The 14,615-nt window shown below is 55.5% G+C and carries 13 protein-coding genes; all 13 read right to left on the bottom strand.

All coding sequences use genetic code 11. The features are described 5' to 3' along the window. Positions 1-90: 90 nt before the first annotated feature. Entirely contained in the window at positions 91-1,167 is a 1,077-nt protein-coding gene (locus tag SDD30_RS13625) for a zinc-dependent alcohol dehydrogenase (RefSeq protein WP_434075477.1), read from the bottom strand. A 25-nt stretch (positions 1,168-1,192) separates the two neighbouring features. After that, the gene (locus SDD30_RS13620; RefSeq protein WP_434075476.1) at positions 1,193-2,416 is read right to left on the bottom strand and encodes a Tm-1-like ATP-binding domain-containing protein; all 1,224 of its coding nucleotides are present in this window, start codon (positions 2,414-2,416) and stop codon (positions 1,193-1,195) included. A gap of 18 nt (positions 2,417-2,434) precedes the next feature. Then, positions 2,435-3,352, bottom strand: coding sequence for a sugar phosphate isomerase/epimerase family protein (locus SDD30_RS13615; RefSeq protein WP_434075475.1), 918 nt, complete (start codon positions 3,350-3,352; stop codon positions 2,435-2,437). Positions 3,353-3,425: 73 nt separating this feature from the next. Then, positions 3,426-4,019, bottom strand: coding sequence for a class II aldolase/adducin family protein (locus tag SDD30_RS13610; protein ID WP_434075474.1), 594 nt, complete (start codon positions 4,017-4,019; stop codon positions 3,426-3,428). Between the two features lie 304 nt (positions 4,020-4,323). Then, complete coding sequence (locus tag SDD30_RS13605) at positions 4,324-5,172, bottom strand: creatininase family protein (RefSeq protein WP_109208014.1); 849 nt, start codon at positions 5,170-5,172, stop codon at positions 4,324-4,326. A 19-nt stretch (positions 5,173-5,191) separates the two neighbouring features. Then, on the bottom strand, positions 5,192-6,193 hold the full coding sequence (locus SDD30_RS13600) for a LacI family DNA-binding transcriptional regulator (RefSeq protein WP_434075473.1): 1,002 nt from the start codon (positions 6,191-6,193) through the stop codon (positions 5,192-5,194). A 454-nt stretch (positions 6,194-6,647) separates the two neighbouring features. Next, complete coding sequence (locus tag SDD30_RS13595) at positions 6,648-7,346, bottom strand: FadR/GntR family transcriptional regulator (RefSeq protein ID WP_434075472.1); 699 nt, start codon at positions 7,344-7,346, stop codon at positions 6,648-6,650. 144 nt (positions 7,347-7,490) lie between these two features. Further along, positions 7,491-7,997, bottom strand: a complete 507-nt coding sequence (locus tag SDD30_RS13590) for a 4Fe-4S dicluster domain-containing protein (protein ID WP_434075471.1) — start codon at positions 7,995-7,997, stop codon at positions 7,491-7,493. 67 nt (positions 7,998-8,064) lie between these two features. Beyond that, a complete protein-coding gene (locus SDD30_RS13585; protein ID WP_434075470.1) occupies positions 8,065-9,342 on the bottom strand; it encodes an NAD(P)/FAD-dependent oxidoreductase in 1,278 nt (425 codons plus the stop codon). A 53-nt stretch (positions 9,343-9,395) separates the two neighbouring features. Continuing rightward, complete coding sequence (locus tag SDD30_RS13580) at positions 9,396-11,519, bottom strand: molybdopterin-containing oxidoreductase family protein (protein ID WP_434075469.1); 2,124 nt, start codon at positions 11,517-11,519, stop codon at positions 9,396-9,398. A 39-nt stretch (positions 11,520-11,558) separates the two neighbouring features. After that, entirely contained in the window at positions 11,559-12,257 is a 699-nt protein-coding gene (locus SDD30_RS13575; RefSeq protein ID WP_434075468.1) for a GntR family transcriptional regulator, read from the bottom strand. Positions 12,258-12,360: 103 nt separating this feature from the next. Continuing rightward, complete coding sequence (locus SDD30_RS13570) at positions 12,361-13,527, bottom strand: MFS transporter (RefSeq protein WP_434075467.1); 1,167 nt, start codon at positions 13,525-13,527, stop codon at positions 12,361-12,363. Positions 13,528-13,603: 76 nt separating this feature from the next. After that, positions 13,604-14,611 (bottom strand): amidohydrolase family protein, encoded by a 1,008-nt coding sequence (locus SDD30_RS13565; RefSeq protein ID WP_434075466.1) that lies wholly within the window; start codon positions 14,609-14,611, stop codon positions 13,604-13,606. Between the last annotated feature and the right edge of the window lie 4 nt (positions 14,612-14,615).

Here is a 14,615-nt window from a genome sequence, read left to right as displayed (position 1 = left end):
ATAAAAGGTTGGGGGAGCAGCCCCTGAGAAGCTGCCGGGCTTCAGGCTGCCCCCGCCGCTAACGGCCCTTTCCGGGCCGTTAGTTCCATTCTAGGGGTTAATAACCACTTTCATAGCCCCGTCCTTACGATTGACGAAGTAATCCAGGCCCTTCTGGAACTCCTCCAGGGGGAAGGCGTGGGTCATGATGGGTTTAGCGTCGATCTTGCCCTGGGCCATCAGGGACAGGGCGCGCTTGCAGTTCTGGTTGCCCTCGCCGCGTACCGTTAAGAGGCTGATCTGGTTTAAAACGACATAATCCAGGTTGGCCGTCACCGGCTCCTTATAGAAGGAGACCAGAACCATGACGCCACCTTTTTTAGCCGACTTAATGCCATACTCGAAGGACTGGGAATTGCCGGCGCATTCAAAGACCCTTTCGGCGCCCTTGCCGCCGGTAATGGCCATGACCTCCGCCACAGGATCGGCCACCTCGCGGATATTAATGGTATGGGTGGCCCCCAGCTCGCGGCCCTTGGCCAGGCGCTCTTCCCTGGTACCCATAAGGATGATCCTTTCAGCCCCCAGGGCCCGGGCGCCCTGAACCACTGACAGGCCGATAGGCCCGGGGCCGATGACCAGGACCGTATCGCCGGCGATATAGCCGCCACTCTTGTCGATAGCATAGAGGGCGCAGCCGGCTGTGGTCACATAGGTAGCCTCGTTAAAGGTGATATTATCGGGGATCTTGTAGACTGAGTTGATATGCTGGACAGCGTACTCGGCAAAGCCGCCGTCGACGGTCATCCCGGCGGCGCGGTGGCCTTTATCCAGGCGGCCGTAGTTCAGGCAGGCGGTATACTTACCGTCAATACAGTTCTCGCAGCGGCCGCAACCCTTATGGGCCTCGATGGCTACCCGGTCGCCCACCTGGAACTCGTCCACCGTCTCCCCCAGGGCGACGATGGTCCCGGCCCATTCGTGGCCAAAGGTGAACTCGCCGTAGGGCGGCATTTTGGGCATACCTTTGGTGATAATCTTGACGTCCGTGCCACAGATACCGCAAGCCGCCACCCGGACCAGCACCTCGCCGGGGCCGGGCTTGGGCACCGGCTTCTCCACCAGGCGCACGTCATTGGGGCCGAAGAGGACTAGGGCCTTCATTTTTTCCGGGATCTTTTCCGTCATGATTGTCGACCTCCTTATAAATTGTTCAGCAGGAAACCTCCATCAGCTGGTGCATCACGGCAGCGGCGCTGGTGGCGAAGACCGGGTCGTTAATGTGGGCCTCAATCTTCATCAACTTGATCCTGGGAGCCAGGTTGGCTTCCAGGGCCGCCACCAGGGCGGCGTCGGCCCTGGGGTCGTAAAGGGGGCCACCGACTCGGCCGTTCTCCGACCAGCCTTTAAGGGGAACCAGCACTGCTACCGGCCCGCGGGCGGCGTTCAATTTAGCGGCCATGACCTCACCCACCCGGGTTAGTTCGGCTGCCGTCGCCCGGACATTGGTGTTGTAGGGGTTATGGTAGTGGGTCTGCCGGCCCCGGAAGCGGGGCGGGATGCTATCCGCCGGGCCAAAGCAGAAGTAATCCAGGCCCCCCAGGGAGACTACCTGGGGAATACCCCGCCGGCTCGCCGCCTCCAGGCGCGGCCGCAGGGGGGTATAAATATCGTCGCCGTGGACTTCACCTATGAGTTCGTGGGGGGTGAGGTCCAGCACACCGTTGATTACCCCGGCTTCGATTAGTTCCTCCATAGCCGAGCCGCAGGCCCCGGAGGCGTGGAAGGCTATGACTTCATACCCCAGCTCCACCAGGTGCCCCCGGGCGGCGGTCACCGCCGGGTCGGTATTGCCCAGGGCCGTTACGGCGATCACCGGCTGTGTACCGGCTTGCAGGGGCTGGCCGTAAGCGGCCATGCCCATCACCGCTCCGGCAGCATTGCTGAGAATGGTCCTGCTGACGGTGTTGGGGCCGCCCAGCAGGTCGGCCACCGAGAACATCATGATAATATCTTTATACTCTATATAAGGACGGACATTGCCGGAGGCCACCGTGGAGACAATCATCTTTGGCAGGCCGATGGGTAAAGCACGCATGGCCAGGGCCGCTATGGCCGTACCCTGGTTGCCGCCGATACCCAGGACCCCGGCCAGCTCGCCCCGTTCGTAGAGTTCCTGTAATACCGCGGCTGCTCCCCGGCCCATGGTGGCCATCATGGCGTCCCGGCGTAAGGTGCCCAGATCCTTATACTCCACTCCACCCCGGCGGCAGATCTCCTCCCGGGGGTAGGCCGCCGGATAACTGTGGGGATGGCGGGTGCTGACATCCAGCACCGGAGCCTGCCAGCCGTGGCTGGTGATGAAGTCCTGCAGGAAGCGGGCTTCGGCCTCTTTGGTATCTACGGTGGCGATAAGGGCAATGGCCTTTGCTGGCACGCTGCTTCTCCTCCTCAATTAAGCCAGGGCCCAGGCTTCCTTGATGATCCGCTTGGCGTTGGCCAGGATAAGTTCCGAGGTCTCGCCGGGCAGGAGGGGCCTCACTTCGGCACTTAGAATCGGCCGCTTCTCTGGACCTATCAGGCCCAGATCGGCCAGCAGGCGGAAGTAGGCGCTGACCTGGGGGGTATCGATCTCCCCGTCTTCTACCCCGAAGCGGGGCTGCAGGTCGCCGTAGAGGGGGTGGCGCCGGTCCTTCATGACACAGTTGCCGATATGAAAGGCCATCAGGTAATCCTGGACCAGGGGCAGGGCCTCTTCCGGCTTTTCTCGCAGCAGGGGGAAGTGGGAAAGGTCCGCCAGGAGCCCGAACTTAGGATAACTTGACCGTAATTCTCTGGCAATATCAAAAGCATCACAGAAATGGCCAATTAAGGATTCTTTGTCAATATCCCGGTCAAAGATCTTCAGGGTAATGGCCGGGTCCCCCATCTCCCGGGCGTACTCACAGATTTGAGCCAGGGAATCCACTAGCAGTTTCTTGGCTTCCTCCCGCCGCTCCGGCCCCGGGTCCTTCCCCGCCGGGATGCGCACAGCGACGGCCCCCAGATCGGAGGCCTCTTTCAGGCAGTTAAAGACCTGCTTCACGGCCCGCTTCCTTTCCCCGAGGTCCAGGGAGTTTAAATTTAATTTCTGGGAAAAGATGGCCGGCTGGCAGGCGTAACATACCTCCAGGTGGGCAATCTTTAGCAGCCGGGCTGCCCGCATACGCTGCTGGACGTCCTTAATCCAACCGACTTCCACGGCCGTGAAAAAATCATCTGCGGCGATGCGCTCCAGGGTCTCCACCACAGGACCGGTACCATTGACGACCTCGGGGAAGGCCTTGAAATGGACAATCCCAACCTTCAGATACTCATAAATGGAGGCTTGCACCCCTTAACACCTCCTTAATTTAAACCATTTAGGCGAAGTGTGGATCAATTCAGGCGTTCGGAAAGAAAAATTTTTAGCCCAACTGAGCCAGCAAAAAGGCTACTCGGGCGTTATCCTCCAAAACGTCGGCCAGGTAGAAAGCCCAGTGAATGTCCGGTCCCACGGTGATAAAGCCGTGGCGGGTCATTACGGCAGCCTTCAGCTCCGGGTCCTGAAAGGCTTTATTGACCATCGCCGCCAGCTCCACCGAACCTGCCGGGGCGAAACCGATGACGCCGATTTTACCCAGGCCGCCCTCAGCTGCTGCCGTGACTACCGGTAGTTCCCCCCGGGCTGTTACATAGGCCGTAGCATAGGCCGAGTGGCCGTGAAAGACCGCCCCCACCTCCGGCCGGGCCTTCATGATCCCCAGGTGGAAACGGATCTCTTTGGAAGGTTTTCCGGCACCGGCCAGGATGTTGCCCTCCAGGTCGACGAGGATAAAATCCTCCGCCTCGACATCTCCAAAGGACTTGCCGGTAGCCTTAATCAAAACCTGCTCCGGGTGACCGGGCACCCGGGCGCTGATATTGCCGCTGGTGGCCGAGGTGAGGTTGCGGGCAAAGATCTGTTTGCTCACAGCCGCCATTTCCCGGCGTAATCCGGTAACAGCATCGAGTTCAAGCATATTCTCATCCTCCTACCCCGCCCCTGGTACAGACCGGCCCCGCCTGGCCGTCACGCACCCTCGCAGATGAAGCATTGTGAGTCTGGAGTACCTCGACAAACAAATTTCCGGCAATGGTATGAACCACTTAAATCTGTCAAAGTGCTTTCCCCCGCAGCTATGGTTTACCTGGCTGCCAGCCACGTCGGGAAGAGCTTGCATCCGGTAGAGGATTTGCCAGACCAGCCCGATTAAAGATATCCTAGCCTGGAGCACCGGCCTGTACCTGTAAGCCAGGGGTCTTCATATTACTTGCGCCTTATCTTTAAGCCCTCTCGGGGAAATCACGGTTTTCTACTTGGAAGGGGAACTTCTTAACCTCTTCCAGGAAGGCTGCCAGGTGCTCGGCCTCCTTCTCGAAGAGCTTCAAACCCTTCTCTTTGGTGCCCCGGAAGGGGTTGCCGATGGTGGCGTGATCGGAATACTCATGGTGCTCCATGGGCACGAAGATGTTTTCCGAACCCCGGAAATTGACGGTAACAGTGCCGTCCTTCTTGGAGAAGTTGGGACCCATCCAGGCCGGGGCGTGGGCGCGGTCGTTGACGGCCCGGCTCATATCCACCAGCCTCTCGTCATAGGCCATCATCTGAGCGGTTTCCATTTCGCCGGCGTGCCAGCCCGGGGTTTCCTCCGGCGGCCCTTCCAGGATGCCCTTGACAACTTCGCACTCCCGTTCCGTCGGTGTTTTGTAGAAAGCGACAAAGGCGCCGGTCTGGTAGCGGAGCTTGCGCAGGAGTTCGTCGATGGGCTTGGTGTTGGAACCGTGGTGGGTGACAAAGACGATTTTATTGGCGCCGTGGAAAATCAAGCTGCGGGCGATATCGTAAAGCACCCGGCGGAAGGTCTCAGCCGAAAGGGTGACGGTACCACAGCCTTCGCCGACCCGGCCCATGTGGTGGGCGGAATAGCCGAAGGGCAGCAGGGGAGTATAAGGTACATTGGCAATTTTGGCAGCCCTCTCAGTAACGGAAATAGTTGTAAAGCTGTCGGTACCAAGGGGTACGTGGGCACCGTGTTTCTCGCAGCTACCCACCGGCACCATGACGGTATCGGTTTCCTTGAACCATTCCTGGGCGTCGACATAGGCACATTCTAAAAGGTTGTAGCTTTTCATGGGGAAAACCTCCTGCCAGTTATTTGATTATAGTTGATTCCCTGACCTGAAGACTGGTCGCCAACGTGGTAACCGGCGGCACCTCCCGGCCGGCGAGGACCTCGGCCAGCACCTTCATGGCGGTCATTCCCAGGTCATAGACAGGAACGGCAACAGTAGAGAGTTGAGGGGTAATATAAGAAGCAAGGGGGACATTATCAAAGCCCATAACCGCTACATCCCGCGGGAGCTGTAAGCCCTCTTCTTGCAGGGCCTTCATGGCCCCGATAGCCATCAGGTCGTTATGGGCAAAGATGGCGGTTATGGCACCGGCTCCCCTGAGGGGTAAACGGGCTACGGCCTGGTAACCACTATCAAATTCAAAATTGCCTTCGACAATAAGCCGGGCATCTATTTCTATACCCCGGTCCTGCAGGGCTTGCTTGTAACCCGCCAGGCGATCCCTGGCGGTAGTCGAAGCCCCGGGGCCGGTAATGGTGGCAATGCGCCGGTGGCCCAAGGACAGCAGGTGCTCGACTGCCTCCCAGGTAGCCTGAGTATTGTCGACCTGTACCGCCGGCAGGTTACCCCGGTGACGGCCGATAACAACGGTGGCAATATTTTCCTGTTCAAAAAAGTGACTCTGGCTGGCATCCTCGACAGCACCGCCGCCGGTAAAGATTATCCCGTCGACGCGCTTCTCCCGTAAAACCCTGAGGTACTCCTGGGTGCGCTCCCGGGAACGGTCGGTGTTACAAAGAATAACCGTGTAGCCAGAGGCATGGGCCACATCCTCGACACCCCGGACAATACCCGGGTAATAGGGGTTGGCGATGTCCGGCAGGATAAGGCCGATGGTCCGGGTTTCATTGAGCTGCAGGCTGCGGGCGGCGGCATTGGGGCAAAAGCCGAGTTCTTCAATGGCTGCTAAAACGCGTTCTCTAGTAGTGGGATTGATGGGGTGTTGGCTGTTATTTAGTACCCGTGAGACGGTTGTAACTGAAACCCCGGCGTGTCTGGCGACGTCCTTGATAGTGACCACGGCTTTCGCCCCCTTTCTCCGGTGCTTTGCGGCTCTTTCTGGCTAACCTTTCTGATTACAACTCGTTCATCACGTTTTGTTAACCCTAACACGTACCTTTAGGTAGCCAGATACCCGCTTCCTTAATCCGCCCTGTTCATCGCATTTTGATAGGCCTTTGACCCAGGTTCTTGAGGCTGTGCTTTTTATCGCCTCGTTGGTACGTAACTTGAGCAAGGTCGGAAAACGTTTTCCTTAATTGTAAGTCTACCACACGCGGGAAGGGATGTCAATACTCTCCCGCGGAAAACGTTATCCTTTTTATTTATATTTACGGTTATCGTTTGCCATAAATAAAAACCTCCCTGCTTGGGCCGAGAGGCTGCCACTGCCGGGAGGCCAACACCCATTAATATATCCCGCGGCACTGCTTTCGCTTTTCCGGCGTTACTGGTGCCGCCAGAACTTCTTTTTGTTACTGCTTCAACTTCCGGGCGACAAAGCGCAAGTGCTTGGTCATGGCCCGACGGGCGGAATCGGCCGCCCCGGAGATAATGGCCTGGGTGATCTCGCTATGCTGCTCATAAAGAAGCCTGGCGTTTTCCTGGTTGGTGTAGAGCTGCTGGCGCTTGTTGGCCAGGGTCTGGGCGATGGTATCGGCGATGGTGTACATCAGCCGGGAGACAATGGGGTTATGGGTCATGCCGGCTATGGCCAGATGAAACCTGACGTCAGTATCCTCCTGAAGAAAGCCCCGGGTAAGTTCGTTAGCCATCTCCTGGACGATACCCACCAGCTTCTCCTTTTCCTCGGTGGTCGCCCGCCGCGCCGCCAGGTGGACTATTTCCCGCTCCAGGATTTGCCGTGCCTCCAGCAGGTACAGGCTCTGCTGCTCCTCCAGGAGCAGGGCCATCACCAGGGGCTGGACGATATCGCTATCCCGGACCTGGCGGACAAAGGTTCCCTCCCCGGCCTTCACCTCCAGGATGCCCATGGTAGTCAGGGCACGAATGGCCTCGCGCACCGAGGCCCGGCTGACGCCCAACTTCTCCGACAACTCCCTTTCGGAGAAGAAGCGCTCTCCGGGCATGAGCTTGCCTTCACTCAGGGATTTCTTGACCTGCTCGACAATTTCTTCGTAGATCTTCTTGGTTTTAATGGGTTGCAGTTCCATCGGCGTTACCTCATGCTGTTTTTGATTATTATCACATTTTTTTAAGGTGATGGCAACTATCAAGCCAATAGAAACGTAACCTGATAATACTAGCAAGAAGCCCGCCTTACCCATCAAGGCGGGCTTCTTGCTGGTTTAGTCCCCCTACCCCAAGGCCCGGATTAGCCTGGCGGCGGCCCGGCTTTCGACCTGGCCGGCCAGTTCATTCGCCGGGCCAAATTTTAAGGCCCGGGTAGGGCAGGTGCGCACGCAGGCTGGCTCCAGGCCCGCAGCTACACGCTCTATACAGAGGCGACACTTCTGCATTTTCCCGTCCCGCCCGAAACGCGGGATGCCGAAAGGGCAGGCCAGGGAACAGCTGTGGCAGCCGATGCACAGGGCTGAATTGACCAGCACGGCTCCCGTCTCCCCTTCCCGGTAGATGGCTCCCGTCGGGCAGGCCATAAGGCAGGGGGCGTCTTCACAGTGCATGCAGGCCAGGGAAATATAGTCCACTTTTACGTCCGGAAAACTGCCGCTTTCAACGGTAAAAACCTGCCTCCAGGCGTCCTGCCCATGTTCTACTTCCAGGTCGTTTTGGTCCATGCAGGCCACGGCGCAGGCCTGGCAGCCGACGCAACGGCTCACGTCCAGGTAAAAGGCGTAATGCATCTTTTTCACCCCTTCATTTTCTAAAACCCTACGCTATCATAGCCTCGTCGTCGCTTCCTTAATGGTCCTAGCCATTTTTAAGGAGGAAACGAAGAGGGGCCGGATATTCCAGGAGGGTGTTGAAGTTAGCATAAATGGGTGCCCGGTCAATCAAGCCGGGAATAACCCCGTGACACCGGCCGTCCCCCACCCCCAGGGCTTGGTTGAGCAGGGCTTGCTTCCATATCCCCGCCCCCCTGTAGTAATTAAGCAAATTGAGACCCTGCAGACGATCGCCGTCCCATATTAGTTGCAAGTAACCGCCATCCCGATGGATCTTTTCCTCCCGCTCCCCCCTGCGTACATCGCCGATACTTATAAAGGTCATATCGAGAAAATGGGTGATGTTGTGCGGGATACTACCCGGATAAACATCCTCTATCCCGGCCATATTCCTGCCGGCAGTCCGCCCCTGATAACGGGCATTGGCCCACAGGCCGATTAGCTCTTTCTCCCCGGTCTGCAGATTATTTCCCTGGGCGACATCTCCGGCAGCGTAGAGGTTGGGCACGCTGGTACGCATATGGTCGTCTACTAATAAGCCTTTAGCGATTGCTACCTGGTCCGGGCTGAGAAAACCTAGATTGGGCCGGACGCCGATGGCGATGACCACCAGGTCGGCTACTTCGGCTGTTTTTCCGCCGTTAAAGTAGGCTTTCAGGCCGTGCCTGGAGGGCTCGATCCCGGCAATGCCTGCCCCCAGGAGCAGTTTTATGCCTTTACCCTCCAGGTAGCCTTCGATCAGCCTGGCACATTCAGGATGGGCAGCCAGGGGAAATACCTGGGGTGCCAGGTCGGCCAGACAAACCTCTATGCCGGCTTCATAAAAGGCTTCTACCAGCTTGATACCTACCATGGAGGCGCCTACCACCAGGGCCCGCCTGGGGTTATCCTTCAGCGCCTGTTTGAGGCGGAGGGCGTCTTCCAGGGTACGCATGGTATAGACACCTTCGCCCTTTATCCCGCAAACCGGCGGGAGATAAGGAGAAGCCCCCGACGCCACCAGACAGCGGCTGTAGCGTTGCCGGACGCCGTTCCCCGTCCGGATCTCCTGCCTGGCGGCATCTACTTCGACCACGGGCGAACCTAGATGGGCGTAAACTCCATATCGCTGATAAAACGCCAGGCCCGTGCCGAAGGGAAAACAATTCTCCAGGGGTATCTTACCGGCGATAAAATAGGTCGTAAGCGTAGGATTATAGGGCGGCCAGGTGGTGTCGCTATAAAGATGGATCGTCTCGTCGCAACCGCTTTCCCGTAGCGCCATGATGGCATGGATTGCCGCTGCGCCGTTGCCAATAATCACCACGGGCTCCTTTGCTGCTATTGGTTCCGCCTCCCTCCTAACCTTATCCTGCTTTAAGCCTCCAACTTCTCAACTTTGCACAGAAGAGATTTATAACCGGGATAACCGGACAACGGATCGAGATAATCGGCAGCAACTAGTAAGTTGACATCTGCCTCTGTATAGCCATGATACATATGGATCACCCCCGGCCTTACTGCCGGCGTTAGATTAGCAAACACTATAATTGAGCCCTGGGGAGTGGATAACCTGACCTTTTCCCCCTGTTGAATACCCAGTTCTGCAGCGTCAACCGGGTTCATATCCAATGCCGGTTGCGGGCGCAAACTGCGGGTCCACGATAGGCGGAAGGTCCGGGAATGGATAAACATCGGCAGCCGGGAACCCGTATTTAAAATTAACGGGTATTCTTTAGCTATCTCCGGCGTTTCTGCCTGGCTGAGGCGGGGGGGATGATAAACCGGCAGACTTTCATAGCCCAGGGTCGCCAGGACCTGCGACTGAAATTCCATTTTACCGGTCGGCGTGGCGAACCCTTTTACCTTGTACCTTCTTTCACGTACTTCGGCCGGTTTAGGAACGTACATACCGCCAGGGTATTGCTTAAGCTCGGCGATGCTTAAACCGCTCGGGGCGAGAATCCAATCTAAAGACGCTTCATAGCCGCCATTCAATAAAGGATCGTCTATGCCGAGCCTGCGGGCAAGTTCAAAAATAATCTCCGTATCCGGGCGGGAATCATACAGGGGCTTAATGGCGGGCTGGGTATAAATAGCGTACCCTTCCTGGTAACACCTGAACTCGCTCCGTTCTAAAGAGCTGCAAGCCGGCAGGATGATATCGGCCAACCTGGCACTGTCTGTCATAAAAAGGTCAACATCAACTAATAGGTCCAGTTTATTTAAACTGGCGGCCATGAAGCTGGAATCCGGCCACATGTGATAGTTGAGACCAAAGGCTAACATCCCTTTGATAGGATAGGGAAAACCAGAATTAATCTGCTGGGGCAGCGCCATAGCCTGGGCTTCATTGATCAGTTTACACCATACCGGAAATTGTTCCGCACCTATACGGGAGGGCATCTCTTCCCACTTGCGTGCCAGGGGATATTCACTCTCCCTGGTGGGAAAACCGGCAGACACACCAATATAACTAGGCAGGTTTGCTAAATTACCGCCTTTAATATCATAGTTACCAGTAAGGCCAACTAAACACATAACTGCCCGGTAATTTTGAATACCATTGGTATGGTGGACCACCGAGCAGGCACTAGTCATTAAACCACCAGGTTTCGTGGTAGCGTATAAGCGGGCCGCCTCCCTTATTTTAGCCGCCGGCACGCCGGTAATTGCTTCTCCCCGTTCCGGCGTAAACTGTTGCACGTAATCCCGATAAGCCTCAAAACCGTAGGTATAACTATGGACAAATTCCTGGTCATAGAGCTGCTCATTAATTATCACGTTGGCCATTGCCAGGGCCAGGGCGCCGTCCGTACCGGGCTTTAACTGCAAATGGATGTCAGTATGGGCGGCCACCGGCGTGTAGCGGGGATCGACGCAGATAATTTTTAAGCCCTTTTCCCGGGCGTCGGGGATGCCCCGGCTGAGGCATGAATTTGAATGAAAGGGATTAGAACTCCAAACCAGCAGGCAGCGGCTGTTGGGAACGTCAACCAAGGCCTGGGCTCCGAAGGTTAATTTCCAGGCCATCGTTGTCGCCCGGGCGCAGACACTTGACTCGCTGGCGTAATTGGGCGAACCGAAGGCATGGGCCAGGCGCTGGAGATAGGGCCGCATCCATTTGCTGTAACCGGCATAAAAGACGACGGCTTCCGGGCCAGATTCTTTTTTAATCTTATTTAATTTATCAGTAATATAATCCAGGGCTTCATCCCAGGAGATAGGACTAAACTCCCCCGACCCGCGGGGCCCGGTACGCCGTAAAGGGGTGCGCAGGCGATCTTTATGGTACACATACTGACGCGTTGCCGCCCCTTTAGAACAAAGGGTGCCGGCATTGTGGGGATTTTCTTTCGTTCCTTCGACTTTTATAATACGACCATCTTTAAGATAAACATCGAGGCCACATTGGGTTAAGGGGTCACAAATACAACATATCGACTTTTTTACTTCAATTCCCGTTTCCGGCCCTGGAATTTTTCCCAGGCTTTTATCCATCGCAACACACCCCCGGACAGTAAATGCTTAAAAATTCATTTAGGTATTATCATTGGGAGCTTCAATCCCGGTTTGCTCGCCCTGGGAGTATTTGATAAACATCTCCAAGGCGATACGCTTTTGTTCGGCCATAACCTTTTCGGCCACTTCCGGCTTACCTGCTGCCATGGCCTGAACAATGGCCTGGTGTTCTCGCAAGGATTCTTTAAACCTCCCGCGGTTATAGGCAAATAAAGCCCGGGCTCGGTCGGTACGGATTGTTAAATCATCAATAATTTTTTTGAGCTGCTCGTTGCCACAATGGGCATAAATAGTCTGGTGAAAACAACGGTTTAAGATGCCATAGCGCCGGTAATCGTTATCCCGTACGCAGGCTTCCATTTCTTTTATTTGCTGTTGTAGTTCAGCTAAGATTTCCGGGGTTATTCTTTCTGCTGTCAAGCGTGTGGCGTAAGCCTCAAGTATCACACGGATAGAACTCAGCTCGCGAAAGTCTTTCTCCGATAGCTTGCTTACCGTTACCTCGCTATGGGCTGATACCTCTACCAGTCCCTCTGCTTCTAGTTGCTTAACGGCTTCACGCACCGGAATGGCACTGACGCCCAGATCGCTGGCAACTTTACGCAGAACTATCCTTTCCCCAGGTCGTAATTCACCAGAAACTATGGCTTCCCGCAACATGTTATAGATCATCTCGGTCTTGGTTTTCCATTGTAAGGGCGTAGTTAAACTCGACATGTTAAACCCCCTTGCGATAGTTGGTCCCTCTTAGTTTTATACTATATCATATATCACATAAAAATTTAATCTATGGGGGTTATATACTCTTTTACCTATCTTCCTATTTGACACGTGTCAGCCCGCTGGCAAGCAAACCGCATAAGGCTACCGGCACCAGCACCAGGGAACATCCAACCCAGCCCCTCCCGGTAGCCAGCACCTGTCCCAGGGTCACCGGTCCCAGGAGTACGCCTAGATTCTGGCCCCACATGATGGCTCCATTGGCCAGGGCCACCCGGCCTTGGCGGCCAATAGTCTCCGGTGCCGCAGCAAAGGTGGCTGTCGGGATCAACCCGGCAACCAACCCCAGGGCCAGCATAAAAGGAACAATGTTCGAAATCCTCAGGCTAAAAGCCAGGGACCAGGCCAGGCTGAAAAGTAGAAAACCCATCAGATAAACCCGGCGGTAACTTTTTAAACGATTAACCAGCCAACCGGAGATAATATTGGCCGGTATGACACCTACATGAACCAGGCTGGTATAAAAAGCCGCCCGAGCCGGGCTAAGGGTAAAGGTTTGTTTGAGGTAAGTAGGAGCCCAGGAGTTATAGGAAACGATAGTAAAATTAAAGGTAGCAAACATTAAAGCCAGCAGCCACAGGTCCCGGTGGCGCCAGGTAGCCATAATTTCCGACCAATCAATTGGGGCGCGATCCCCAGAACCTTTAATTTCAGGCGGCAAATCAATAATCAAGATAAAGGCTATAAGTGCTACCAAAGCTATCATAAAACCAAACCACCAAACTGCTCGCCATCCTCCCAGGTTACATAATGGTTGAGCCAGGTTAAGCATCAATACACTACCCACCGGGACCCAGGTAGCCCAGATGCCCATGGGCAACCCCCTTTCCGCAGGCGCAAACCATAGGTTAAGCAACGTGGGAGCTACCACGCCCATTGTTAGTAAGCCGATACCCTCACCCACTCTACCTATTAGAAGGATCGTCGCCCCCTGGGCCAGAGCCCCCATTAAAGCCCCCAGAGTCAGGGTACCGAGACCCAGTATGCCAGCAATTTTTAACCGGGCAGGGCGTAAATAGATCCCTGCAGGTAGCGCCAGCGTAAAACCGGCCAGGGCAAAGCTGGACATCAACCAGCCAGCCACCCCTACAGGTAAATGCAAATTCTGCATCAACAACTCCATGAGGGGAGGTACTTTAAATTGATTGAGGGTAGCTGCCAGGCTACCGCAATAAATGGTCGCGAGGATCGCCCATTTGCGAGCCAACTCTCCGCCTCCATTCTTTGCTAATATGAAAGGCCAGAAAAACGCTTGCGGCGTCTCCCTGGCCTTCCCCCACAGGTTATTTCAGCTTTAACAGCCGTGCCAGGTTTTCCCCTAAAAAGCCCCTCTTATCCTCTTCCGGAATATCCAGCCGGTGCACGTTATCGATATAATATTTGATATCCCGGCCGGTATGAATTTCAAAGGGGTAATCACAACCAAAAAACAGCCGGTCATGGCGCACAGTCATCATGGCCAGGCGGGTAATGGGGTCCCATCCTCCCGAGCCCCCACCGTCAAAATAAAAACGATCGAAGAGGTCTTCAAAGGCTACTTTATAGCCCAGCTCTTCCTGCTCCAGGGGTGTTTTGGGAAGGGGCTGGATCTCCGGCGGTACCGGTACACCCAGATCCTGGCGCGGTTCAAAAAAGGCGTTAATGCGCCCCTTTAACCCCAGAAGGGCTCCCCCAAAATGCGGCAGGACAAACTTTATTTCCGGAAATTCCGGGTAGACATCATAAATGATCCTTAAAGCTGCCTTGGCCGTATCAAAGCCACGGCCAATGCTACGGTTGATGGTGCATTCCAGCTCAATGCCATAGGGTTTCAAGTGGGGATGCAGAAATATCGGCACATCCAACTCACAGGCTTTTTGATAAATGGGCGACATTAGCTCCCGGTTGCTAAGGTTAATATCCGGACCCTGGGAAGTCAGCAGGGCAATGCCATGAAAATGCAGGTCCTTAATCATATGCTCAACTTCCGCCACCGCTGCTTCTGGATCATTGACTGGTACGCACCCTGCCGCCAGAAAGCGATCACCATGTTTCACCAGGTCTTCGGCCACAGCATCGTTAATCCGCCGGCAGAGCTCCGCCCCGCCTACATTCCACTGGGAAAGGGTCAGGACGGCCATGTCTACACCGGCAAAGTCCATATCGCGCAGGTGAGTATCGGTTTGATAAAGGCGGGCATTAAAAGTAAAATCGTTGTTTTTGTCGATTACCCTTTTAGCAGGTAGTGAGGGATCGGCAAAATCCTTGTAAACCTTAAGGGGCATGTAATGATGATGGGCATCGATAATCACTGTT

Origin of the sequence: Moorella naiadis (nom. illeg.), assembly GCF_051020825.1 — a bacterium.
Classification (GTDB): domain Bacteria; phylum Bacillota; class DSM-521; order Neomoorellales; family Neomoorellaceae; genus Neomoorella; species Neomoorella naiadis.
Note: the sequence above shows the minus strand (reverse complement) of the source record. Positions and strands in the feature narration are given on the sequence as shown.

Coding starts and splice junctions, on each gene's coding strand:
- SDD30_RS13595 (WP_434075472.1), bottom strand. CDS start 7,346: ATGGAACTGCAACCCATTAAAACCAAGAAGATCTACGAAGAAATTGTC.
- SDD30_RS13605 (WP_109208014.1), bottom strand. CDS start 5,172: ATGAAAAGCTACAACCTTTTAGAATGTGCCTATGTCGACGCCCAGGAA.
- SDD30_RS13590 (WP_434075471.1), bottom strand. CDS start 7,997: ATGCATTACGCCTTTTACCTGGACGTGAGCCGTTGCGTCGGCTGCCAG.
- SDD30_RS13580 (WP_434075469.1), bottom strand. CDS start 11,519: ATGGATAAAAGCCTGGGAAAAATTCCAGGGCCGGAAACGGGAATTGAA.
- SDD30_RS13625 (WP_434075477.1), bottom strand. CDS start 1,167: ATGACGGAAAAGATCCCGGAAAAAATGAAGGCCCTAGTCCTCTTCGGC.
- SDD30_RS13610 (WP_434075474.1), bottom strand. CDS start 4,019: ATGCTTGAACTCGATGCTGTTACCGGATTACGCCGGGAAATGGCGGCT.
- SDD30_RS13575 (WP_434075468.1), bottom strand. CDS start 12,257: ATGTCGAGTTTAACTACGCCCTTACAATGGAAAACCAAGACCGAGATG.